This window comes from Paraburkholderia sp. CNPSo 3272, assembly GCF_024206495.1.
Taxonomy (GTDB): domain Bacteria; phylum Pseudomonadota; class Gammaproteobacteria; order Burkholderiales; family Burkholderiaceae; genus Paraburkholderia.
In genome coordinates, this window is record NZ_JAMBPQ010000007.1 from 254,971 (window position 1) to 278,018 (window position 23,048).

Below are 23,048 nucleotides of genomic sequence, written 5' to 3' on the forward strand. Positions count from 1 at the left end.
CGCGTTCAGGAGGACTGCCAGCGCCCCGGCGGCACGCCGAACACGCGCCGAAAGTGCCGCGTGAAATGGCTCTGGTCGGTGAAACCGCTCGCCGCCGCGACATCGGCGACCGTGGCGCCTTCGCGCAGCGGGGCGAGGGCGCGTTGCAGGCGCAGCTGGGTGCGCCAGGCATGCGGCGGAAGCCCGGTCGCCTGCGTGAAGAGCCGGGTGGCGTGAAACGGCGAGAGGCCGACCGCCTGGGCGAGATCGGCCACGCGCAGCGGCGTGGCGAGATCGGCGGCGAGGAGCGCTTTCATCGTTTCCACGCGCGGATCGTTCGGACCGTGCCTGAGCGCCGCCTCGCGCGTGCGGCCATAGCGCGTGAGCAGCGTCGAGAGCGCGTCGAGCAGCGAGCCCTCCACGGCGAGCAGATCGGCACACGGCGCCGGAGTCGTGGCTCCGCTGGAACGCGCGGGAAGCGCCGCCACGCCAGCCAAACTGGCGCTCGTGGCGGAATCCGGCACGGCCGCGGCGCGCCGCCAGTCGGCGTCGGCTTCCAGCAGCCGGTGAGCGCGCGAGAGCCGATGCGCGAGATCGAGATCGTGGATCACCTCGGCGTCGAACCACGGCAGCGGCTGCGTGCGCCCGGCGATTTCGCTGGCGAGGTCGTGCAGGAAGTCGATCGGCACGTACATCACCCGATAACTCCAGCCTTCTTCGACGGCGCGCGAGCCCGTATGCAGCTCCCCGGGATTGATCACCGGCACGCTGCCCGTTGCGGCGACATGCTGCATGCCGCGATAGCGAAAGCGTTCCGCGCCGCCCTCGATCACGGGGACTGTGTAGGCCTCGTGCCAGTGCGGCGCGAACGTATGTTCGTTGTATTCGGCCGTGACGAGATCCGCGCCGGGCAGAAGCGGCGTGCGCCAGTAGCGGGCGGAGTCTCGAAAACGGGAATCGGTCATGGTGAAGGATCCTGCGCGGATCCCCAGTTTAGCGCAGCGGAATCGTCGTGCCCGCGGGCACCGGCACGGCCGTGACGCTGTTCTTGGCGCTGCCGCTCACCACGCGGTCGCTGTAGGTCAGATACACGAGCGCGTTGCGCTTCGCGTCGACTACGCGCACGACGTGCAACGTCTTGAAGAGGAGCGACATGCGCTCGTTGAAGACGTCGGCCTGCTGTTTGAGCGGGCCTGCGAACGAGATCGGCCCGACCTGCCGGCACGCGATCGACGCCTCGGTCGGATCTTCCGCAATGCCGAGCGTGCCCTTCACGCCGCCCGTGCGTGCGCGGGAGACGTAGCAGGTGACGCCTCGCACCTGCGGATCGTCGTAGGCCTCGACGACGACCTTGTCCGAGCCGGTCACGCGGAAGTTGGTGTTCACGCTCCCGATCTGCTCGGCGTGGGCGGCGGCGCAGGCGACGAGGCTCGTGCAGGCGAGCAGCGCTCGCGCGAGGCGAGCGGCAAGGCGAATGGATTTCATGCGGACTCCCGAGGATGACGAAGCGACATTATCGGGGAGGGCGGCGTGCGCCACGCGCGCACCAAAAGAAAAAGGGGTTGCGTGCAAACACGCAACCCCTCGATATCTTGGCTCCCCGACCTGGGCTCGAACCAGGGACCTACGGATTAACAGTCCGGCGCTCTACCGACTGAGCTATCGGGGAACAGCAGTACAGCTACAACACTTTACGTCATAAAAAAACCCGTTTTGCGTTGTGAACGCCAACGGGCTTTTGCGAATCTTGGCTCCCCGACCTGGGCTCGAACCAGGGACCTACGGATTAACAGTCCGGCGCTCTACCGACTGAGCTATCGGGGATCAACAAAAGCAGAGAACGAGATTCTATGGGGTCTGGCTGGGCCTGTCAATACCCTGTCGCGATCTGTTTTGGGCAATCCGCTGCGCGAGGGACCGTCCAGACAGGCGACGGGAAGACACCCGAAGAAGCGGTCAGCGCGCGATTAGCGTGCGAGCAGCGCGAGCTTGTCCTTCACGTCCTTGAATTCGTCGGCTTCCGGCAGGGGGGCCTTGGTCTTGGTGATGCTCGGCCAGCCCTTCGCGAGGTCGGCGTTCAGCTCGATGAACGATTGCTGGTCGCCAGGCACGTCTTCCTCAGCGTAAATGGCGTTCACCGGGCATTCGGCCACGCACACGGCGCAGTCGATGCACTCGTCCGGGTCGATCGCGAGGAAGTTGGGACCTTCGCGAAAGCAGTCCACCGGGCACACATCGACGCAGTCGGTATAGCGGCACTTGATGCAGCTTTCGGTCACAACGTGAGTCATTCAGGCAACTCCTGCAAGCTTTTTGTATCGGGGGATGGCGGTTCGCCAAAAGCGCTATTGTAACTGATGAGGAATTACCCCAACCACAGGCCCGCAACCGTCCTTAGATCGTTTCGTGATTAGTTTATATGCCGGGGGGATTCGCAACGTTTTAGCCCTTGTGCGCGGAGGGCCGTGCCTGCGCGCACGCGGCGCGCGCAGGCATTCGGGTAACATGGACGCACCGCTGGCGCCTGCCGCCCGGAGCCGCTGCGGGGCACTGCCCGGCAGCGGCTCCGGTTCCCGCTTCGCGGGCGCTATCCGATTGCAGTCCGGCTGGCCCATTATGATCATTACTTCGCTGCTCGATACCGATCTCTACAAATTCACCATGATGCAGGTGGTGCTGCATCATTTCCCCGCGGCCAATGTGGAATATCGTTTCCGCTGCCGCACGCCGAACGTCGATCTCGTGCCCTACGTCGACGAGATCCGCAGCGAGATCCAGAAGCTGTGCAGGCTGCGTTTCGCCGAGACCGAGCTCGACTACCTGCGCAAGATGCGCTTCATCAAGAGCGACTTCATCGACTTTCTCGCGCTCTTTCACCTCAACGAAAAATACATCTCGGTCACGCCGTCGCCCAAGGCCAACGGCGAGATCGACATCGAGATCAAGGGGCCGTGGCTGCACACGATCCTCTTCGAGATCCCGGTGCTCGCCATCGTCAACGAGGTGTATTTCCGCAACACGCAGCATCATCCGCAGTACGAGGAGGGGCGCGAGCGCCTGCGCCACAAGATCGAGCTGCTCGGCGCGAAGCCCGAATTCGCCGACTGCAAGATCGCCGATTACGGCACGCGCCGCCGCTTCTCGAAGCGCTGGCACGAGGAGGTGATCCTCACGCTCAAGGACGATCTCGGCGAGCAGTTCACCGGCACGAGCAACGTCTACTATGCGATGAAGCACAACCTCACGCCGCTCGGCACGATGGCGCACGAGTACCTGCAGGCGTGCCAGGCGCTCGGGCCGCGTCTGCGCGACTCGCAGATCTTCGGCTTCGAAATGTGGGCGAAGGAATACCGCGGCGACCTGGGCATTGCGCTCTCGGACGTCTACGGCATGCAGGCCTTTCTGCGCGACTTCGACATGTACTTCTGCAAGCTCTTCGACGGCGCGCGGCACGACTCGGGCGATCCGTTCGAATGGGGCGAGCGCCTGCTCAAGCACTACGAGGACAACCGCTGCGATCCCCGCACGAAGACGATGATCTTCTCGGACGCGCTCGACATTCCGAAGGTGCTGCGCCTGTACGAGCGTTTCGGCGAGCGCTGCCGCCTCGCGTTCGGCGTGGGCACGAACCTCACCAACGACCTGGGCTACCAGCCGCTGCAGATCGTCATCAAGATGGTCCGCTGCAACGGTCAGCCCGTTGCCAAGCTCTCCGATTCGCCGGGCAAGAACATGTGCGACGACAAGGCGTATCTCGCCTATCTGCGCCAGGTGTTCGGCATCGAGCAGCCCGTGGAAGAAGAGTGCGCGGGCAAGTAAGCGGCTGAAAAACGCACCCCCGCGACCCGCGGATCGCAGGCGACGCCCCGGTATAATCGGCGCGTCGCTTTTCTTCATCTGATGAGGACGTTCATGGATACGACGGCCGCCCGCCGCAGCATACTCGCGCGCATTCGCGCGGCGCAGGGACGCGAGACTACGCCCGCGCCGCAAGAACGGGAAGCCGTGGCCGACTATCTCGCGCGTCATCCCGAAGGTCCGCGGCCGCCGCTGGAAGGCGATCTCGTCGCGCGCTTCGTTGGCGAGGCGCGCAAGATGTCGAGCACGGTCGACGAAGTCCAGCAGCTCGCCGACGTGCCCGCCGCCGCGCAACGCTATCTCGCGGAGCGCAGCCTGCCGATGCAGGCCGTCGCGTGGCAAACGCTCGACACGTTCGACTGGGCCGGCGCGAGTCTCGCCGTTCAGTTCCGCAAGCCCGAAGATCGCGATCTCGTCGGCCTCACGGGCTGTTTTTGCGCCACAGCCGAAACCGGCACGCTGGTGCTGCTCTCCAGTCCCCAGACGTGGGCCTCGGGCGCGCTGCTGCCCGAAACGCACATCGCGGTCGTGCCCGCTTCGCGCATCGTTGCGGGCCACGAAGATGCCTTCGCGCTCATGCGCGCCGAACGCGCAGAGCTGCCGCGCGCGGTCAACTTCGTTTCGGGGCCTTCGCGCACCGGCGACATCGAGCAGACCATCATCCTTGGCGCACACGGGCCGTATCGCGTGCATGTGATCGTCGTGCATGGCGCGTAGGCGCAACACGGCGAACCCTTGTGCGGGGACGCTCTTCGCCGCGCTGACGCTCTTCAGCACGAACGCACACGCGGCGGCCCTGGACAGCGCATCGCTCAGCGTCGCCTGGGCGCTGCCGTTCGCCGGCATGCTGCTGTCGATCGCGTTCTTCCCGATGTTCGCGGCCACGTTCTGGCATCACCACTTCGGCAAGATTTCGGCGGGATGGGCGCTCGCGTTCCTGCTGCCGTTCGCGGCCACGCATGGTGTCGGCGTGACGTATCCGCTTTTCGTGCACGCCGTCGTCGACGAATATCTGCCCTTCATCGCGTTGCTCGGCGCGCTCTATACGATTGCGGGCGGCATCTGCGTGTATGGGAATCTGCGCGGTTCGCCGCGCATGAACACGGCGATCCTCGCGCTCGGCACCGTGCTCGCGAGCGTGATGGGCACGACGGGTGCGGCGATGCTGCTGATCCGCCCGCTCCTGCGCGCGAACGACAACCGCCGGCACAACGTGCACGTGGTCGTGTTCTTCATCTTTCTCGTCGCGAACGCGGGCGGCCTGCTCACGCCGCTCGGCGATCCGCCGCTGTTCCTCGGCTTTCTCAACGGCGTAGGATTCTTCTGGACTGCGCAGCATCTCGCGCTGCCGATGCTGTTCGTTTGCGGCGTGCTGCTCGCGGTGTTCTACGCGCTCGACAGCTGGTACTTCCGCCGCGCCGGGGAAGTGCGCGCCGTTTCGCTCGATCCGACGCCGGACACAGACGCGCTCTCCATCGGCGGCAAGGCGAATTTCGCGCTGCTCGCCCTGCTCATCGCGCTCGTGCTGATGAGCGGTGTGTGGCGTCCCGGTATCGTCTTCGAGGTCGCGGGCGCGCACCTGCAGTTGCAGAACCTCGTGCGCGATGCGGGACTCGTTGCGCTCGCACTCATTTCGCTCGCGTTAACGTCGAAAGCGGCGCGCGCCGACAACGATTTCGAGTGGGCGCCGATCGTCGAGGTGGCCAAGCTGTTCGCAGGCATTTTCGTGACGATCACGCCGGTCATCGCGATGCTGCGCGCGGGCGAGGTGGGCGCGTTCGCCGCGCTGATCCGCTTCGTGAACGACGCGCCGGGCCGCCCCAACGAGGCGATGTACTTCTGGGCGACCGGGCTCCTCTCGTCGTTTCTCGATAACGCGCCCACCTACCTCGTGTTCTTCAATCTCGCAGGCGGCGACGCCAACGCGCTCATGTCCGGCGGCGCGAAAACGCTCGCCGCGATCTCGGCGGGCGCGGTGTGGATGGGCGCGCTCACCTATATCGGCAACGCGCCGAACTTCATGGTGAAGGCGATCGCGCAGTCGCGGGGCGTGCGCATGCCGGGCTTCTTCGGCTATCTTGGCTGGTCGGGCGTGCTGCTCGCGCCGGTCTTTCTCGCGGCCACCTGGCTCTTTTTCGTCTAGCCGGAAGCCGCTTGCTGGCCGGTCTGCGAAAAAGCGCGCCAGACTTCCCTGAGCGCCCCGTCACGCGCAACAATGACGGACATCGACTGAAGTGTGGAGAGCAACGATGCAAAAGATTCTCGTGGCGCGCCCGATCTTTCCCGACGTGATCGACCGGCTAAAGCAGTATTTCGACGTGGACTGGAACAACGGCGAAGCGCTTTCGCCCGAGGCGCTGCACCAGCGTCTCGCCGACAAGGACGGCGCGCTCACCGCGGGCGACCCGATCGGCGCTGCAACGCTCGCCGCGGCGCCGCGCTTGCGCGCGGTGTCGAACATGGCCGTGGGCTACAACAACTTCGACATGGGCGCCTTCAACGCGGCCAATGTGCTCGGCACCAACACGCCGGACGTGCTCAACGAAACCACGGCCGACTTCGGCTGGACGCTGATGATGGCGGCCGCGCGCCGCGTGACGGAATCGGAGCACTTCCTGCGCGCGGGCAAGTGGGACAAGTGGTCGTTCGACGCGTTTCTCGGCTCGGACATTCATGGCGCCACGCTCGGCGTGATCGGCATGGGCCGTATCGGCCAGGCGCTCGCGCGCCGTGCGCGCGGCTTCAACATGCGCGTGGCGTATCACAACCGTTCACGCGTCGCGCCTGAGATCGAGCGCGAGCTGAACGCCGAATATCTGTCGAAGGAAGACCTGCTCAGGCAGGCCGACCACGTCGTGCTCGTGCTGCCGTATACGGCGCAAAACCATCACACGATCGGCGCAGCGGAACTCGCGCTGATGAAACCCACGGCCACGCTCACCAACATCGCGCGCGGCGGCATCGTCGACGACGCGGCGCTCGCGCACGCGCTGCGCACGCGCCAGATCGCGGCGGCGGCCCTCGACGTGTTCGAGGGCGAGCCGCGCGTGCATCCGGCGTTGCTCGAAGTGGAGAACGTCGTGCTCACGCCGCACATCGCGAGTGCGAGCGAAGCCACGCGCCGCGCCATGGCGAACCTAGCCGCCGACAACCTCATCGCGGCGCTCGGCGAAGGTCCGCGCGCCGGGCAGCCGCCCAATCCGATCAACCCCGCCGTGCTGGGGCAAGCGCGTAAATGAGTCCGCTCGCAGTCATGTCGCTGGCCATCGTTGCGCTGGCGATTGCATTCGTCGTGACGCTCGTGGCGTTGCTGCGCGCGCGTCAAGGCCATGGCGACGGCGATGCCGAAGCCACGCTCGACGCGCTCGATCAACTGAGCGACCGCCTCGCGGCCTCGACCGACACGCAGGCGCGCGCAGCCGAGCGCATCGAGCGCGAGCTGCGCAACGAGATCGCGCGCACGGCGCAAAGCTCGCGCAGCGAGTTCGGCGGCGGCTTCGCGCAGGTGCAGCAGGCGCTGGCGGCGCAGCTCGGCAGCATCGCGACCGTGCAGAACAGCCAGATCGACGGTTTCGCCCAGCAGCTCGCCAAACTCACGGCGGCCAATACGCAGCAGCTCGACGCCGTGCGCCAGAGCCTGCAGCAGCAGGCCCAGCAGGCGCGCGACGAGCAGGGCGCCGCGCTGCGCCACTTCGGCGCGTTGCTCACGCAGCAGCTCGGGCAACTCACCGAAGTCAACGACCGGCGCTTCGCCGAAGTGCGCGCGACGCTCGAACAGCGCCTCAAGGACATCGAAGCGAACAACGCGGCGAAGCTCGAGGAAATGCGCCGCACGGTCGACGAGAAGCTGCACGCCACGCTCGAACAGCGCCTTGGCGAGTCGTTCAAGCTCGTTTCCGATCGGCTGGAGCAGGTGCACCGCGGGCTTGGCGAGATGCAGACGCTGGCTGCGGGCGTGGGCGACCTGAAGAAGGTGCTCACCAATGTGAAAACGCGCGGAACCTGGGGCGAAGTGCAGCTCGAAGCGCTGCTCGAACAGATGCTCACGCCCGACCAGTACGCGAAGAACGTCGCGACGGTGCCGAGGAGCACGGAGCGCGTGGAATTCGCGATTCGGCTGCCGGGACGCGGCGTAGGCGGCGCGGAGCAAGGCGAGCCGGTCTGGCTGCCGATCGACGCCAAATTCCCGCGCGAAGACTACGAGCGTCTCATCGATGCGCAGGAGCGCGCGGACGCGCTCGCGATCGAGGAGGCCGGGCGCGCGCTCGAAGTGCGCATCCGCGCGGAGGCGCGCACCATCGCCGAGAAGTACGTCGCGCCGCCGCACACGACCGATTTCGCGCTGCTGTTCCTGCCGACCGAAGGCCTTTACGCCGAAATCTTGCGGCGGCCGGGCTTGACCGACGTGCTGCAGCGCGACTACCGCGTGAGCGTGGCGGGTCCGACCACGCTCACGGCGCTCCTCAATAGCCTGCAGATGGGCTTTCGCACGCTCGCGATCGAGCGTCGCTCGAGCGAGGTGTGGCAGGTGCTGGGCGCGGTGAAGACGGAGTTCGGCAAGTTCGGCGACGTGCTCGCGCGCACGAAGTCGCAGCTCGAAACGGTCACGCGTTCCATCGAGGCGGCGGAGGTGCGCACGCGTGCGATGAACCGCAAGTTGCGCGACGTCGAGGCGCTGCCGGGCGAGGCCGCCGCGAATCTCCTCGGCGACGCGCTGCGTAACGGTAACGGCAATGGTAACGGCGACGCAGAAAGCGAAGCGGGCTTCGGCGACGAGTGACCGCAACCTGCGCGCCAAAAGCAAACGGGCCGCCTGATCCAGGCGGCCCGTTTGCTTTCGGGCGTGTGGGGTGCGCTGGCTTACCCGATCATCGTTTCACCGGGCGCGGCGAGCTTTTCGAGCGCATCGCCGGTCATGCGCACGACGCGCCAGTCGGGCAGCACGGTCGCGCCGAGCTTTTCATAGAAGCCGATGGCGGGCGTGTTCCAGTCGAGCACGGTCCACTCGAAGCGGGCGCAGCCGCGTTCGACGGCGATCGCCGCGAGCGCGCGCAGCATCGCCGTGCCGAGGCCGGTGCCGCGTTGCGACGGCTGCACGTAGAGGTCTTCGAGATACAGGCCGCGGCGGCTCAGGAACGTCGAGTAGTTGTGGAAGAAGAGCGCGTAGCCGACGATGCGGCCGGCATCTTCCGCCACCAGCGCTTCGGCGGCGGGGCGCGTGCCGAACAGGGCGTCGGCGAGGCCATCGGCCGTGCCCGTGAACAGATGCGTGAGCTTTTCGAACTCCGCGAGCTCGTACATCAGCGCGTGCATCGCGCCGACGTCGGCGGCCGTGGCGGCGCGGATCGTCGCGGCCATCACGCTTCCTCGGGCACGTCGGAGAGATGGATCTCGATGCCGCCGAAGCGCGAGGCCACCCAGTTGTAGGCGTGGCAGGCGATCCACAGCAGGATGAAGCCGACGATCGCGTTGAGCAGCAGCGCGCTGAAGATGGTCGAAAGTTCGACCGCGCCATAGCGCACGAACGCCACGAGCACGCCAAGCAGCACGATCGGCACGCTGAAGGTCAGGTACACGAGGATGAGCGCCTTGGCGGTCTGGCCCGCAGCGATGAACGAGATCTGTTTTTTCATAGTAGTCGGTCCGTTATGCAGGTGTGGACGTGTGGTTAGATTTGATGGCCTCTCGCGCGCCGCCGCGCTAGACGACTCCATCGAACAGCATGATGTCGACGGCGTCGCCGGCATCGAGATCGCCGGCCTCATGGGCGAGCACGATGAAGCAGTTCGCCTCGCTCATCGTGCTGAGCGCGCCGGAGCTTTGCGAGCCGGTCGGCGCGACGCGCCACTGGCCGCTGGCGTCGCGGCGCGCGAGGCCGCGTTGGAATTCGGTGCGGCCCGCGCGCTTTTTGATCGGCTGATCGCTCAGTGCCGGAACGAGCGGGACGGGCTGCGCTTGCGCGCCCGCCATCGCCATGAGCGCGGGGCGCACGATCTGGTAGAACGAGACCATCGTCGCGACCGGGTTGCCGGGCAGCCCGAACAGCAGCGCCGCGCGGCCCGCGCCCGGGCGTCCGCCCGACCAGATGCGGCCGAACGCGAGCGGGCGGCCGGGGCGCATGGCGAGGCCCCAGAACGAGACGTCCCCGAGCGTTTGCAGCTGAGTGCGCGTGAAATCGGCTTCCCCGACCGAGACGCCGCCGGAGGTTAGCACGACATCGGCGGTTTCGGCAGCGAGTTTCAGTGTGGCGGCGAGCGCCGCGGGGTCGTCGCGCACGACGCCCAGGTCGATCGCCTCGACGTTCAGGCGCTGCAGCATCGCGCCGAGCGCGTAGCGGTTGCTGTCGTAGATGCAGCCGGGCTCGAGCGGCTCGCCCGGCGAGCGCAGTTCGTCGCCGGTCGAGAAGTAGGCCACGCGCAGGCGCTGCTTCACGTGCGCCTCGACGAGCCCGAGCGAGGCCAGCAGGCCAATGTCGGACGCACGCAGCACGCGGCCGGCCGCGAGCGCCACGCCGCCGCGCGCGAGATCCTCGCCCTTGCGGCGGGCGTTCGCACCGCGCTTGACGGCGTTCGCGTCGAAAGCGATGACGTCGCCTTGCGCAGACACATGCTCCTGCGGCACGACGGTGTCGCAGCCCGCGGGCATCGGCGCACCGGTCATGATGCGCACGCATGCACCGGCGGCAACATCGCCCGAGTAGGCGTGACCGGCGAATGCCTTGCCGCACACGGCGAGCGAGAGGCCGCCGGAGGCGTCGGCCAGGGCCGCGCCGTCGAACGCGTAGCCGTCCATCGCGGCGTTGTCGTACGCGGGGACGTCGATAGGCGAAATCACGTCTTCGGCCAGCACGCGTGCGAGTGCACCCCGCAGCGGCACGCGTTCGCTCGCCGCAAGGGGCGCTGCCCACTGCAGCACGATGGCCTGCGCGGCGCTGACGGGCAAAGCTTGCGGATCGTACTGACTGATGCACCCGGCTTGGCCGGTGGGATGGTTAAGCGTGGTCATCGAGTGAGGAAGCGTCGCATCCGCACGGCGTGTGCGGCGATCGTCCGGGCGGGCGTGCCGGCCGTGTGCCGGGGACGGCGGCTGGCCGGATGCCGCCCGATTGCAATTCAGGCGCGTTCGAGGTCGGCCAGTTCCTGTAAGGAATTGATATTGTAAAACGCACGTTCGTCGGCAAAGGCGACTTCGGCGGCCGTGTGGCGCGCGTACCACGCACGCACCTTGCGCTCGCCGCCGGCGAGGAAGGCGGCGAGGTCATCGGCGAGCGAGGTGCGTACTAGCGCGAATACCGGGTGCAGCCAGACCTCGCCTTCGGCATTCGTCGTGGTCGCCGTCACGATGTCGGCGCGCGCCGAGAGCGCGGCATGGCCCAAGCGCTCGGCGAGATCGGCTGGCAGCCAGGGCGAGTCGCAGGGCGCCGTGAGGAGCCATTCGGTTTGCGCCGCGCGCAGTCCGGCGAGAAGCCCCGCGAGCGGGCCGGGGAAGTCGGGCAGCGTATCGGCGAGCACGCTCGCTCGCCATGGTGCGCCGAGTGCCGCATAAGCGTCGCCGTTGCGGTTCGCGCTGATCGAGAGGGCGCCGACTTGCGGCGCGAGGCGCGCGAGCACGTGCGCGGCAAGCGGTTTGCCGTGCAGCACCTGCAAGCCCTTGTCCGCGCCGCCCATGCGCTGGCCGCGGCCGCCCGCGAGCACGAGGCCCGTGATCGATGCGGGGGAAATGGCATTGGCGCTCATCGGCGTCATGGGGTCTTCAGCCGCCGATATAGGACATTTCGATGCGGCGCTCGTCGGAGGCCGCCGGCGCCTGTGCGCTGCCTCGCAGCTGCGAATAGCGGTCGGCGCGGCCTTCCCAGACCTGCGCGATGGCGCCGGAGATCGCCGTGTCGGTGGCGCCGTTGCGCAACAGCGCGCGCAGGTCGTAACCCATCGACGCGAACAGGCACAAGTACAGCTTGCCTTCGGTCGAAAGACGCGCGCGCGTGCAGTCGCCGCAGAATGCGCGCGTCACGCTGGAGATCGCGCCGATTTCGCCCGCGCCGTCCGCGTAGCCCCAGCGTTGCGCCGTTTCGGCGGCACTGTGGGGTTCCAGCGACACGAGCGGCCAGTGTTCCGAAATGCGCGCGACGACCTCCGCCGACGGCAACACTTCGGCCATGTTCCAGCCGTTCGAGGTACCGACGTCCATGTATTCGATGAAGCGCAGCGTCACGCCCGTGCCGCGGAAATGCCGCGCAAGCGGCACGATCTCGCCGTCGTTCGTGCCGCGCTTGACAACCATGTTGACCTTGATCGGCGCGAGCCCCACGACTTGTGCCGCCGCAATGCCGTCGAGCACGTCGGCCACCGCGAAGTCGGCGTCATTCATGCGGCGAAAGAGGGCGTCGTCGAGGGCGTCGAGGCTCACCGTCACGCGTGTGAGGCCTGCGTCGCGCAGGGCGCGCGCCTTGCGGGCAAGCAGCGAGCCATTGGTGGTCAGCGTGATGTCGAGCGGCTGGCCTGCGGGCGTGCGCAGCGCGGCGAGGCGCTCGATCAGGAATTCGATGTTTTTGCGCAGCAGCGGCTCACCCCCCGTGAGGCGGATCTTGGTGACGCCATGCGCGACGAAAAGCCGCGCGAGCCGCTCGATTTCTTCGAGCGAAAGCAGCGCGGAATGGGGCAAGAACGGATAGTCCTTGTCGAACACGGCGCGCGGCATGCAGTACACGCAGCGGAAATTGCAGCGGTCCGTGACCGAGATGCGAAGGTCGCGCAGGGGTCTGGCGAGCGCGTCGAAGACCGCGCCGGACGGCGCGCGCACCGCTCCCGCGGCCGGCCCGGGCAGTTCGGGCGGCAGCGATCGAACGTCGGCAACAGGGATGATGCGTCGTGTCATGGTCTCTTGGTTCTCGCGTTGGCTCAATTTTAGCCGAACCAGCAGATGCCGACAGACAAGGGAGAACGCTGATATATCAAAAAAAGCCCGCCGGGAAGGGCGGGCTTTTCGGGGTGCGCCGGACTCGAGGCCCGGCGCGCGGCCAGTTGCGCTTGCAGCGCTTACGGCTGGCGCGTGGTTTCGACCTGCTGCATCGGCGCGCTGTCGACCGGCGGCAGCGGTTTGCGCTCGCGCGGCGCGCGTGCCGGCTTCACCAGCTGGGCGGCGGCCTGCTGCGCGGCGCGCAGCTTGTCGGCGTCGGTATTGACCCAGACGAGCCCCGCCGATTCCAGCATCGGGCGCAGCGTGTCTGCAGCGGCCGCAGCCGTGGGTGCCGCGGATGCCACCGGGGCCGGATGCGGTGCGGCCGGCTCGGTGATCGCGACGACCGCCGGAGCGGCTGCCGCCGCTTCTTGCGCCGGCTCCGGTTGAGCGACGGGCGCGGCTGCGACAGGCTCTTCGGTCCGCGGTGCTTCGACGCGGTCTTCCCGCACGACAGGCTGCGTTTCGGCCTGAACCGGCTCAACCGGGGCTGCCGGCGCGACCGGTTCGTCCGCTGCGGCAGGCGCCTCAGGGGCTACAGGTGCGACGGGCGCCACAGGTTCCTCGGCCTTCGGCTCGATCACGTGCGCCGTTTCAACGCTCACCGGTGCGGCTTCGGCGGGAGCCGGAGCTTGCTCGGTCGGAGCCGGAGCTTGCTCTGCAGCGGCCGCGACGGTTTCGACCGGCGTAGTCGTCTCGGCGGCGGCCGGCACATGCCCGGCTTCGGTGGCGACGATTGCGGCCGGCTGTGCGGTCACGACAGTCTCGACAGGAGCCTCGGTGTGCGCTTCTACGGCCGATGATGCTTCATGCTCATGCACTTGCGCGGCAACGGCTGGCTGCTCAATCGCGGGTTGAGCGGGTGCGGCTTGCTCTTCGCCTTCCGGTGCGTCTGCACCCGGCGTCAGGCCTGCTGCATCCGTCTCGCGCTCGCGGCGACCACCACGGCGGCCGCGCCGGCGGCGGCGGCGTTCTTCGCCTTCACGCTGTGCGCCTTCTTCGTCGGCACCGGCGCTCATGCCTTCGGGCAGTTCCTCCGTGTGCGGCGCTTCGACGCCTTCGGCGCCTGCCGACGCGGCGTCGAGACGCGCTTCCTGAGCTTCGGCGGCCTCGGCTTGCTGACGGCGACGCGGTTCATTGCGTTCGCCGCGCTCGCCACGTTCACCACGCTCGCGGCGCTCGCCACGCTCCTGGCGCTCGCCGCGTGCGGCGCCGGCTTCCGCCGTCACATCGCTACGTTCCTGCCCGCGCTCGACGCGTTCGATGCGCTGCTCGCGCTCGGCGCGTGCTTCGCGGGATTCACGCGGTTCACGTTGCTCGCGCGGTTCGCGTTGTTCACGCGGCTCGCGGGCACCACGGCCTTCGCGCGGTTCACGTTGCTCGCGCGGCTCGCGCTCCTCACGGCGGCCAGCCGGCTGACCGGTACGTGCGCCGGCTGCGCTTTCGCCGCGGCCTGCCGCGTCGCGGCCGCCGGAACGGCGATTACGGTTGCGGTCGCCGCTGCCGGTCTTCTCGCCGCGCTCGGTACGCGCTTCGCGGGTCGAACGGGCGGTCTTTTCGGGTTGAGCGACCGGTGCCGGCGCGGGCGCCGCAGCCGGTGCGCCGCCAAAGAGGCGCTTGACCCAGCCAAAGAAGCCGCCGCCCGCAGGCGTGACGGCCACTTGCGCCGCGACGGGCGCGGTTTCGGCCGGCTTGACCGGCGCGCTCGGCGCCGGACGCTCCGGCGTGATGCCCTTCACCGCGGCTTCCTGCTTGGGCTTGGCTTCGGCGGTGCGCTTGCTGTAGCCGGTTTCCGACTCGAGCTCGCGAGCCGCTTCCTCGGCCATCTTCCACGAGGCGCGCGGGTCGTCGAGGCGCGCATCGTCGTGACGCAGGCGCTCGAGCTTGTAGTGCGGCGTTTCGAGGTGCTTATTCGGGATCAGCACGACGCCGACCTTGAAGCGCGACTCGATCTTGTTGATTTCCGAACGCTTTTCGTTGAGCAGGAAGGCGGTCACTTCGACCGGCACCTGGCAGTGAATTGCCGCGGTGTGCTCCTTCATCGCCTCTTCCTGGATGATGCGCAGGACCTGAAGCGCCGACGATTCCGTATCGCGGATATGACCCGTGCCGTTACAGCGCGGGCAGGTCACGTGGCTGCCTTCCGAGAGGGCGGGGCGCAGGCGCTGGCGCGACAGCTCCATGAGGCCGAAGCGCGAGATCTTGCCCATCTGCACGCGTGCGCGGTCGTGGCGCAGCGCGTCTTTCAGGCGCTGCTCGACTTCGCGCTGGCTCTTGGCCGACTCCATGTCGATGAAGTCGATCACGATCAGACCGCCCAGGTCGCGCAGACGCAGCTGGCGCGCCACTTCGTCGGCGGCTTCGAGGTTGGTGCGCGCGGCGGTTTCCTCGATGTCGGCGCCCTTGGTGGCGCGCGCCGAGTTCACGTCGATGGCGACCAGGGCTTCGGTGTGGTCGATCACGATCGCGCCGCCCGAGGGCAGCGGTACCGTGCGCGAATACGCCGTCTCGATCTGGTGCTCGATCTGGAAACGCGAGAAAAGCGGCACGTCGTCGTGATACCGCTTCACCTTATTGACATTGTCCGGCATCACGATATCCATGAAGGCGCGCGCCTGGTCATAGATCTCGGTGGTGTCGATGAGGATTTCGCCGATGTCGGGCTGGAAGTAGTCGCGGATCGCGCGAATGACGAGGCTCGATTCCAGGTAGATCAGCATGGGCTGACCGGACTGGCCGGCCTGCGACGCGGCTTCGATGGCGCGCCACAGTTGCAGCAGATAGTTCAGGTCCCACTGGAGCTCTTCGGCGGAGCGGCCGATGCCGGCCGTGCGCGCGATGATGCTCATGCCGTCCGGCAGTTGCAGCTGCGCCATGGTTTCGCGCAGTTCCTGACGGTCGTCGCCCTCGATGCGGCGCGAGACGCCGCCGCCGCGCGGGTTGTTCGGCATGAGGACGAGGTAGCGGCCGGCGAGCGAGATGAACGTGGTGAGGGCGGCGCCCTTGTTGCCGCGCTCTTCCTTCTCGACCTGGACGATCAGCTCCTGACCTTCCTTGAGGGCGTCCTGAATGCGCGCACCGCGCATGTCGATGCCATCGCGGAAGTACTGGCGGGCGACTTCCTTGAATGGCAGGAAGCCGTGCCGGTCTTCGCCGTAGTTGACGAAGCACGCTTCGAGGGAAGGCTCGATGCGGGTGACGATCCCCTTGTAGATATTGCCTTTGCGCTGTTCGCGCCCGGCGGTTTCGATGTCGATATCGATGAGCTTTTGTCCATCGACGATGGCGACACGCAGTTCTTCCTGCTGTGTCGCGTTGAACAGCATTCGTTTCATTGAACGACTCCAGTGCGTTCGCGCGCGAGCCGCACGGTGCGCGGCGGCGACGCCAGGCAGCACGGTACGGGCAGCGGCGAGCCGCGCCTTATTGTGTTGTCACAAGCACGCTGGAGCGGGAACGATGGCGGGGAGAATTGCCTTTTCTGGGCGCCGGTCCGGCGTTGCATTGCCTTGGACGGGGCCGCGTGGGCACATGCGAAATACGTCTTCAAGAAGCGAAGAGACATGTCGCGGGTTCGCGACGGCAACGTTTTCCTGCGCTTCCAATCCACCTGCCTGCCGTGGCCATGATCGTGCCGATGGGTTAGCCCATCGCACTGGCCGTGACAGACGCCTGCCGCAGCGGCGAACCGCGCGCGCTTGCGGCTGGATCAGGTTCGCGGCCTCGAGTTTCAATCTGGGCCGCGCACGGGAAGCTTTTCAGGAACGCCCGTCTTCCCCCACGGGGTGTCTCGCCACTTTTTGACGTCGCCGTGTCCCGCACATTGCCAGGACGCTTCGGGCGCTCGCCGTATTTTCGCCACCAGCGCCTCCTGCGGCGGTCACTTCGACCGCGCGGCGGGACGCGCCGGATAAATTCTTTATACCAATGTTCCGTTACCGTCGGAGCCACTCCTGACCGAACGTGCCTGTGGGCGCCGTCCCTGCCGGAATGGTGATCCGTGCGTGCAACTCGTTGCTTCTCATCAAGCGGGGTGAGCAACCAGCCCCGGGCGCAAGTAAAATAACCGTTTATCGCTTGCAGCCTGCGCTCGCCGCGCGGTCCAAGTCCAGGATAACCCCCTTGGGGTTCGCAGAACATTTGGCCGTTTGGCCTGGGCCATTCGGCCTACCGTTGCGTCGGCGCTAGGCAAATTATATTCAGAATGAAAGGGTTAGGCAAAACATCCCAGAATCAGGTCGCAAGCGACCAGGTTTCGTTCGTCGAAATCGACGAGGGCGCGGCCGGTCAGCGCATCGACAATTTTCTCCTGCGCGTCTGTAAGGGCGTGCCGAAAAGCCACATCTATCGTATTTTGCGCAGCGGGGAAGTGCGGGTAAATAAGGGGCGAATCGATGCGCAGTATCGGCTCGCAGAAGGCGACATCGTCCGCGTGCCGCCCATCCGCACGTCGCAATCGAGCGCGCCGGCCGGCGCCGTGCCCGTGCCGGCGGCCCAGTTTCCCGTCCTCTACGAGGACGACGCGCTGCTGGTGATCGACAAGCCCGCCGGCGTGGCCGTGCACGGCGGCAGCGGAGTGGCGTTCGGCGTGATCGAGCAATTGCGCGAGGCGCGAGCGCAGGGCAAGTTTCTCGAACTGGTCCACCGGCTCGACCGCGAAACCTCGGGCGTGCTGATGCTCGCCAAGAAGCGCGCGGCGCTCGTGGGCCTGCATGCGCAGATGCGCGATAACCAGACCGACAAGCGCTACTACGCCTGCGTGCACGGCGAATGGGCGAGCGACTGGGGGCGTCGGCGCGCCGTGAAGGAGCCGCTCCACAAGTATCTGACCCCGGAAGGAGAGCGCCGCGTGCGCGTGCAGCCGGACGGCATGCCTTCGCATACGGTGTTCAATCTCGTCGAGCGCTGGCCGGGCTACGCGCTGCTCGAAGCCGAGCTGAAGACGGGCCGCACGCACCAGATCCGCGTGCACCTCGCTCACCTCGGCCTGCCGATCGTCGGCGACGCCAAGTACGGCGACTTCGCGCTCAACAAGGATCTCGCGCGCACGGGCGCCCGGCCGGGCATCAAGCGGATGTTTCTGCATGCGCACCGGTTGAAGCTCACCCACCCGATTACGGGCGTCCCGTTGCAGTTCGAGGCGCCGCTGCCGGCGGATTGCCGCGGTTTCGTCGACGCGCTGCGCGGGCTGCGCGAGGAAGGCGCGGCGACTGACGCGGCCCGACCTGACGCGGCCCGTCCCGAATGACACCGAATCTGACAGCGTTTGGAGAAGTCCTGCATGGCTCGAGAGCTATTTGACCTGATTGTGTTCGACTGGGACGGCACCCTGATGGACTCGACCGCCCATATCACGCGCAGCATCCAGGCGGCGTGCCGCGACCTCGGCCTGCCCGTGCCCGGCGACGAGGCGGCGAGCTACGTGATCGGCCTCGGCCTGCGCGAGGCACTGCAGATTGCCGCGCCCACGCTCGATCCGGCCGACTACCCGCGGCTCGTCGAGCGCTATCGCATCCATTATTTGCTGAAGGACCAGCAGACCGAGCTGTTCACAGGCGTGCGCGAGATGCTCACGGAACTTCGCGACACCGGCTACCTGCTCGCCGTCGCGACGGGCAAGAGCCGCGTGGGGCTGAACCGTGCGCTGGCGGATTCGCGGCTCACGAGCCTTTTCGACGGCACCCGCTGCGCCGACGAAACCTTCTCGAAGCCGCATCCGGCCATGCTTCAGGAACTCACGCGCGAACTGGGGCAGGATCTGGGCCGCACGGTGATGATCGGCGACACGACGCACGACCTGCAGATGGCGATCAACGCGGGCGCGGCGGCCATCGGCGTGGCGTATGGCGCGCATGCGTCCGGCGCGCTCGAAAAGCTCGAGCCGCGCTTCGTCGCGTCGGACGTGGCCGCGCTGGCGGGCTGGCTGCGGGTGCACGCATGAGTACGGCGCCCGAGACAGCGCCGCGCGAGCCGGTGCGCGTCTGCGCGGCCGACGAACTCGCCGAGGGCGGTGAGGGTCGGCGCATGAACGCGACCTACGCGGGCGGCGACGCCGTGGTGTTCTTCGTGCGCTACGGAGGAGCGGTGTACGGCTATCTGAATCGCTGCGCGCACGTGCCGATGGAGCTCGATTGGGTCGAGGGCCAGTTTTTCGAGTCGTCGGGGCTCTATCTGATGTGCGCCACGCACGGCGCGATCTACCAGCCCGACACGGGCAAGTGTGTGGGCGGCCCATGCCGCGGCGGGCGTTTGCGCCCCGTGCAAGTCGAGGAACGCGACACGCCCGAGGGGCGTGCGGTATTCTGGCTGCCGGACGACGCTTTGCGTCCGACCCCAACCTGATTCCTGAATTTCGACCCCTTTCGAACCTAACCCGCTCGCATGTCCGACAATCCGACCCCTGATTCGAACGAAGCGCCTCGCGCGGCTTCGTCAGACCGCGGCGCGCCCGCGCCGGGCTGGGAGCGCGAGGCGCTCGAACGCATCGCGCTCGCGGCCATCACCGAGCAGCGCGCGGCGCGGCGCTGGCGCATCTTCTTTCGCTTCGCGTTTCTCGCGGTGTTCGTGGTGATCGCGTGGGCGATCCTCGATCTTTCGGGGGCGCGCGTGGAGAGCGAAGGGCGCCACACGGCGCTCGTTTCGCTCGACGGCGAAATCGGCTCCGACACCCCGGCGAACGCCGAGGACATCATCAGCGCGCTGGACAGCGCCTTCGACGACGACGGTACCGCCGGCGTCATCCTGCATGTCGACAGCCCCGGCGGCAGCCCGGTGCAGGCCGGCATCATCAACGACGAGATCCACCGTCTGCGCACCAAGTACCCGGCCATCCCGCTGTATGTGGTGGTGGGCGACATGTGCGCTTCGGGCGGATATTACGTCGCGGCCGCCGCCGACAAGATCTACGTCAACAAGGCGAGCATCGTGGGCTCGATCGGGGTGCTGATGGACGGATTCGGCTTCACCGGCCTCATGGACAAGCTCGGCGTCCAGCGGCGCTTGCGCACCTCGGGCGAAAACAAGGGCTTCTTCGATCCCTTCTCGCCCGACACGCCGAAAATGGACGCGCATGCCCAAGAGATGCTCGACCAGATTCACCAGCAGTTCATCGATGCCGTGAAGGCCGGCCGCGGCAAGCGTCTGAAGGACTCGCCGGATATCTTCTCGGGCCTGTTCTGGACCGGGCAGAAGAGCGTGGAACTCGGCCTCGCGGACGGCTACGGTGACACCGATTACGTGGCGCGCGAGGTCATCAAGGCGCCGGACGTGGTCGATTACACGGTCAAGCAGAGCCTCACTGATCGCGTGGCGAAGCGTGTCGGCGCGAACATCGGCTCGGCGGCTATGCATTCGCTGCTGATGGGCGGCAAGGTATCGGTGCACTGAGCGGCAGCGGCGCTTTAGCTTCCGGTCGTCCTCGAGAAAAATCGGCCGTTGCGCGATGGTTGCACAGCGGCCGACTCGTTTTTGCGCGCCGCTGCGTTCAGTGCGCGAGCAGCAGGAAGATCGCCGGCCGCTTGTGCAATTCGGGCGCGGGCTTCTTTTTCCAGTCGGACACGGCGCGGCTCACGATTGTCTCGGTGGGCAGGGTGAGATCGGCGGCGACGCACACGAGCGTCGAGGGCGCGCAGGTCGCGAGCAGCGCGTCGAGCAGGGTGCGGTTGCGGTAGGGCGTCTCGATGAAGATCTGCGTCTGCTTGATCTTGCGCGAGATCTGCTCCAGATCGCGCAGCTTTTTCACGCGCTCGTTCGCGTCGACGGGCAGGTAGCCGTGAAACGCGAAGCTCTGGCCGTTCAGGCCCGACGCCATCAACGCGAGCAGGATCGAGCTCGGGCCCACGAGCGGCACGACCTTGATGCCGCGCTCGTGCGCGCGCCGCACGAGCAGCGCGCCCGGATCGGCGACGGCGGGCACGCCCGCCTCGGAGACGAGCCCCGTGTCGATGCCCGCAAGCAACGGTGCGAGCAGCTTCTCGACCTCGCCGGCGGGCGTGTTGACATTGAGTTCGCGGATCTCGATTTCCTGGATCGGGCGCGTCGTGCCCACGCGTTTGAGGAAGGCGCGCGTGGTTTTCGCGTTTTCGCCGATGTAGCTGGCGAGCGCGCCCGCGCGTTCGCGCACGGGCGTGGGCAGCACGGCGTTGAGCGCGGCGTCGTCGCCTTCGCCCAGCGTGTTGGGAATCAGATAGAGGGTGCCGAGGCTCATGCCTGCGTCTCCAGCAACGGATAGCCCGCGGCAAGCAGCATGCGCGTGAGCGCGATGAGCGGCAGGCCGATCAAGGCGGTGGGGTCGTCCGATTCGATCGCTTCGAGCAGGGCGATGCCAAGCCCCTCCGATTTCGCGCTGCCCGCGCAGTCGTATGGCGTTTCGGCGCGCAGATAGGCGTCGAGCGCAGCGTCGGGCAGGTCGCGAAAGCGCACCTTCGTGACGACATCGACGGTATCCGTTTGGCCAGTCGCGGTGTCGAGCACGCTCAGGGCACTATGGAACAACACTTCGCGGCCGCGCATCGCCTGCAGCTGTTCGAGCGCGCGTTCATGCGTGCCGGGCTTGCCGATCTGGCGGCCATCGAAGGTGGCGACCTGGTCGGAGCCGATCACGAGCGTGCGCGCGGCGCCGGCGGGCAGGGCGGCGGCCACTGCGCGGGCCTTCGCGGCAGCGAGGCGCAGCGCCGTCGCGTCAGGGGTTTCGCCGGGCTGCGGCGTTTCATCGACAGCGGGCACGGCCGTGTCGAACGGAATGCGCAGACGTTCGAGCAACTCGCGCCGGTAGCGCGAGCTGGAGGCGAGGATGAGGGCGGGGCGGCCCGTGCGCGGGGCCTGCGAGAGAGAATCCTGCATGGTCGATCGGAGTATCGGAGTATGAAAGAGCGGCGGTGGTTCGGCGATTTTCGGGTGGATTTCGCGTCGAAAATGGGGTGGATATCCCGCAAAACGTCGTCGGAGGCTCCCGAAAACGGCGCTCGCACAAACACTTGCGTATGCGAGCTTAAGTGTTTGACTCACAAAGATAAAGGCGATATGATTTTGGGCTTTTCATCGGTATGCTCTCGTCGCACGTCTTGTGCGGGTGCCTTGATTTTGCGGCGTCACGGCTCAAAAGACCTTGCCGGCAGCGGCGTGTCGATGGTGAATGTAGGCAAATGCAGGTAGGCAAGCGCAGGTCGATAAAGACCCGTGCGGGCGGGCACAAGCTGGATTGCTGCGAGCCGCTGGCGGCTTTCGCGCATCGCTTGCCGGTCGCCCCAAGCCTTGAAGCAGGAGAGCGCACATGACCGAATACACTGGCAAGCCTGCTGGCGCGGAACTGAATCCGCGCGACTTCGATATCTTCGAATTCGCGCGCAGCGAGCGCGAGGCGGCAGGCGTCGTGCGCGTTTCGCAACTGCCGCGCATGTTAAACGAAGTCCCGGCCGAGGCGCCAGACCGCGACACCGTGTTCACCTGGCAGGCTGGGGGCTTTGCCCAGCAGGAATTGCAGGACAACGGCACCGAAGGGCCGCAGCCATACCTGCGGCTTGCTGTTCACGGTGGCGCGTGGCTCACGTGCCAGCGGTGCCTCGCTCCGTACGAGCAGGCATTCAATGCGGATGCGACCTTCCGTATCGTCCAGACGGAAGAAGAGGCGGACGAGTTTCCGCTCGACGACGATGAAGTCGAAGTGATCGTGGGCTCGCGCCATTTCGATCTCGTCGACTTGATCGAAGAGGAGCTGTTGCTCGCGTTGCCGCTGGTGCCGAAGCACGAAGTCTGTCCGGAAATTCACGAAAGCCTCGCCTCGGGTCCCGACGGCGCGGAGGGCGTGGATTCCGTGGACGACGTGCCGGAGCAGGAAATCGAGCCGGAAGAGCGCGTCAACCCGTTTGCGGCGCTCGAATCGCTCAAGAAGGACGGTCCTGGCAGCAAGCACTGAGGTCAGCCTTGGGCGGCTGTGCGGGGCAGGCAGTACCAGACGCGTGGGCCTGAGCCCGGAGTCCGGCCATCCCCCAAGGGTGGCGGCGGCCGGATAGGGCTGTGTTAGAATTCGGAAAATTTTCAGGAGTTATCATGGCAGTTCAACAAAACAAGAAGTCGCCGTCGAAGCGCGGTATGCACCGCTCGCACGATTTCCTCACGGGCGCGCCGCTGGCCGTCGAGCCGAGCACGGGTGAAGTGCATCTGCGTCACCACATCAGCCCGAACGGCTACTACCGCGGCAAGAAAGTCGTCAAGACCAAGAACGACTAATCGTTTCAGCGTGCGGCGCAGTGTTTGAC

General features: G+C 66.9%; 22 protein-coding genes and 2 tRNA genes. 11 read left to right on the top strand and 13 right to left on the bottom strand.

From position 1 onward, the window contains the following. Positions 1-5: 5 nt before the first annotated feature. The 5 genes from M3I53_RS12195 to fdxA form a co-directional block, all read right to left on the bottom strand. Complete coding sequence (locus tag M3I53_RS12195; RefSeq protein ID WP_254316168.1) at positions 6-944, bottom strand: AraC family transcriptional regulator; 939 nt, start codon at positions 942-944, stop codon at positions 6-8. A gap of 28 nt (positions 945-972) precedes the next feature. Then, on the bottom strand, positions 973-1,464 hold the full coding sequence (locus tag M3I53_RS12200; protein ID WP_254316169.1) for a CreA family protein: 492 nt from the start codon (positions 1,462-1,464) through the stop codon (positions 973-975). Between the two features lie 108 nt (positions 1,465-1,572). Then, positions 1,573-1,648 (bottom strand) — tRNA-Asn (locus M3I53_RS12205). Positions 1,649-1,727: 79 nt separating this feature from the next. After that, positions 1,728-1,803: transfer RNA gene (locus M3I53_RS12210), tRNA-Asn, on the bottom strand. A gap of 143 nt (positions 1,804-1,946) precedes the next feature. Beyond that, entirely contained in the window at positions 1,947-2,270 is a 324-nt protein-coding gene (gene fdxA / locus M3I53_RS12215) for a ferredoxin FdxA (RefSeq protein ID WP_028206706.1), read from the bottom strand. A gap of 325 nt (positions 2,271-2,595) precedes the next feature. Here fdxA and pncB point away from each other — a divergent pair, with 325 nt between their 5' ends. The 5 genes from pncB to M3I53_RS12240 all read left to right on the top strand — a co-directional run bounded on the left by pncB (position 2,596) and on the right by M3I53_RS12240 (position 8,617). Continuing rightward, positions 2,596-3,798: a nicotinate phosphoribosyltransferase gene (pncB, locus tag M3I53_RS12220; RefSeq protein ID WP_254316170.1), complete on the top strand. Its 1,203-nt coding sequence runs from the start codon at positions 2,596-2,598 to the stop codon at positions 3,796-3,798. A gap of 93 nt (positions 3,799-3,891) precedes the next feature. Beyond that, positions 3,892-4,554 (top strand): lactate utilization protein C, encoded by a 663-nt coding sequence (locus tag M3I53_RS12225; protein WP_254316171.1) that lies wholly within the window; start codon positions 3,892-3,894, stop codon positions 4,552-4,554. Continuing rightward, the gene (locus M3I53_RS12230) at positions 4,544-5,980 is read left to right on the top strand and encodes a sodium:proton antiporter (protein WP_254316172.1); all 1,437 of its coding nucleotides are present in this window, start codon (positions 4,544-4,546) and stop codon (positions 5,978-5,980) included. Before M3I53_RS12225 ends, M3I53_RS12230 begins: the two co-directional genes overlap by 11 nt. Before the next feature lie 106 nt (positions 5,981-6,086). Next, a complete protein-coding gene (locus tag M3I53_RS12235) occupies positions 6,087-7,076 on the top strand; it encodes a D-glycerate dehydrogenase (RefSeq protein WP_254316173.1) in 990 nt (329 codons plus the stop codon). Between the two features lie 14 nt (positions 7,077-7,090). Next, positions 7,091-8,617: a DNA recombination protein RmuC gene (locus M3I53_RS12240; protein ID WP_375542511.1), complete on the top strand. Its 1,527-nt coding sequence runs from the start codon at positions 7,091-7,093 to the stop codon at positions 8,615-8,617. 80 nt (positions 8,618-8,697) lie between these two features. Here the strand turns inward: M3I53_RS12240 and M3I53_RS12245 are convergent, their stop codons facing one another. The 6 genes from M3I53_RS12245 to M3I53_RS12270 form a co-directional block, all read right to left on the bottom strand. Next, positions 8,698-9,195: a GNAT family N-acetyltransferase gene (locus M3I53_RS12245; protein ID WP_028206700.1), complete on the bottom strand. Its 498-nt coding sequence runs from the start codon at positions 9,193-9,195 to the stop codon at positions 8,698-8,700. Next, a complete protein-coding gene (locus M3I53_RS12250) occupies positions 9,195-9,470 on the bottom strand; it encodes a hypothetical protein (protein ID WP_028206699.1) in 276 nt (91 codons plus the stop codon). Before M3I53_RS12250 ends, M3I53_RS12245 begins: the two co-directional genes overlap by 1 nt. 67 nt (positions 9,471-9,537) lie before the next feature. Then, positions 9,538-10,842 (bottom strand): gephyrin-like molybdotransferase Glp, encoded by a 1,305-nt coding sequence (glp, locus tag M3I53_RS12255; RefSeq protein ID WP_254316175.1) that lies wholly within the window; start codon positions 10,840-10,842, stop codon positions 9,538-9,540. A 107-nt stretch (positions 10,843-10,949) separates the two neighbouring features. Then, positions 10,950-11,582: a molybdenum cofactor guanylyltransferase MobA gene (gene mobA / locus M3I53_RS12260; RefSeq protein ID WP_375542504.1), complete on the bottom strand. Its 633-nt coding sequence runs from the start codon at positions 11,580-11,582 to the stop codon at positions 10,950-10,952. Between the two features lie 7 nt (positions 11,583-11,589). Further along, positions 11,590-12,711, bottom strand: a complete 1,122-nt coding sequence (gene moaA, locus M3I53_RS12265) for a GTP 3',8-cyclase MoaA (RefSeq protein WP_254316176.1) — start codon at positions 12,709-12,711, stop codon at positions 11,590-11,592. Between the two features lie 161 nt (positions 12,712-12,872). Then, a complete protein-coding gene (locus M3I53_RS12270) occupies positions 12,873-16,127 on the bottom strand; it encodes an Rne/Rng family ribonuclease (RefSeq protein ID WP_254316177.1) in 3,255 nt (1,084 codons plus the stop codon). A gap of 869 nt (positions 16,128-16,996) precedes the next feature. Between M3I53_RS12270 and M3I53_RS12275 the strand changes: the two genes are divergently transcribed. From M3I53_RS12275 to M3I53_RS12290, 4 genes are read left to right on the top strand one after another with little or no spacing between them, the layout of a single operon-like run. Next, positions 16,997-18,040 carry an RluA family pseudouridine synthase gene (locus tag M3I53_RS12275; RefSeq protein ID WP_254316178.1) on the top strand — a complete coding sequence of 348 codons (1,044 nt, stop codon included), beginning with the start codon at positions 16,997-16,999 and terminating at the stop codon, positions 18,038-18,040. 33 nt (positions 18,041-18,073) lie between these two features. Beyond that, positions 18,074-18,733 (top strand): HAD-IIIA family hydrolase, encoded by a 660-nt coding sequence (locus M3I53_RS12280; RefSeq protein ID WP_254316179.1) that lies wholly within the window; start codon positions 18,074-18,076, stop codon positions 18,731-18,733. Further along, positions 18,730-19,134, top strand: coding sequence for a Rieske 2Fe-2S domain-containing protein (locus M3I53_RS12285; RefSeq protein WP_254316180.1), 405 nt, complete (start codon positions 18,730-18,732; stop codon positions 19,132-19,134). The genes M3I53_RS12280 and M3I53_RS12285 overlap by 4 nt, the downstream gene beginning before the upstream one ends. A 39-nt stretch (positions 19,135-19,173) precedes the next feature. Further along, positions 19,174-20,178: a S49 family peptidase gene (locus tag M3I53_RS12290; RefSeq protein WP_254316181.1), complete on the top strand. Its 1,005-nt coding sequence runs from the start codon at positions 19,174-19,176 to the stop codon at positions 20,176-20,178. A gap of 97 nt (positions 20,179-20,275) precedes the next feature. Here the strand turns inward: M3I53_RS12290 and M3I53_RS12295 are convergent, their stop codons facing one another. Together M3I53_RS12295 and M3I53_RS12300 are read right to left on the bottom strand one after the other, a co-directional pair. Beyond that, a complete protein-coding gene (locus tag M3I53_RS12295; RefSeq protein ID WP_254316182.1) occupies positions 20,276-20,998 on the bottom strand; it encodes an SAM-dependent methyltransferase in 723 nt (240 codons plus the stop codon). Then, positions 20,995-21,633 carry a Maf-like protein gene (locus M3I53_RS12300; protein WP_254316183.1) on the bottom strand — a complete coding sequence of 213 codons (639 nt, stop codon included), beginning with the start codon at positions 21,631-21,633 and terminating at the stop codon, positions 20,995-20,997. Before M3I53_RS12300 ends, M3I53_RS12295 begins: the two co-directional genes overlap by 4 nt. 430 nt (positions 21,634-22,063) lie before the next feature. Here M3I53_RS12300 and M3I53_RS12305 point away from each other — a divergent pair, with 430 nt between their 5' ends. Next, on the top strand, positions 22,064-22,705 hold the full coding sequence (locus M3I53_RS12305) for a DUF177 domain-containing protein (protein WP_254316184.1): 642 nt from the start codon (positions 22,064-22,066) through the stop codon (positions 22,703-22,705). Between the two features lie 134 nt (positions 22,706-22,839). Continuing rightward, positions 22,840-23,019 (top strand): 50S ribosomal protein L32, encoded by a 180-nt coding sequence (gene rpmF, locus M3I53_RS12310; RefSeq protein WP_018441573.1) that lies wholly within the window; start codon positions 22,840-22,842, stop codon positions 23,017-23,019. Positions 23,020-23,048 lie beyond the last annotated feature (29 nt).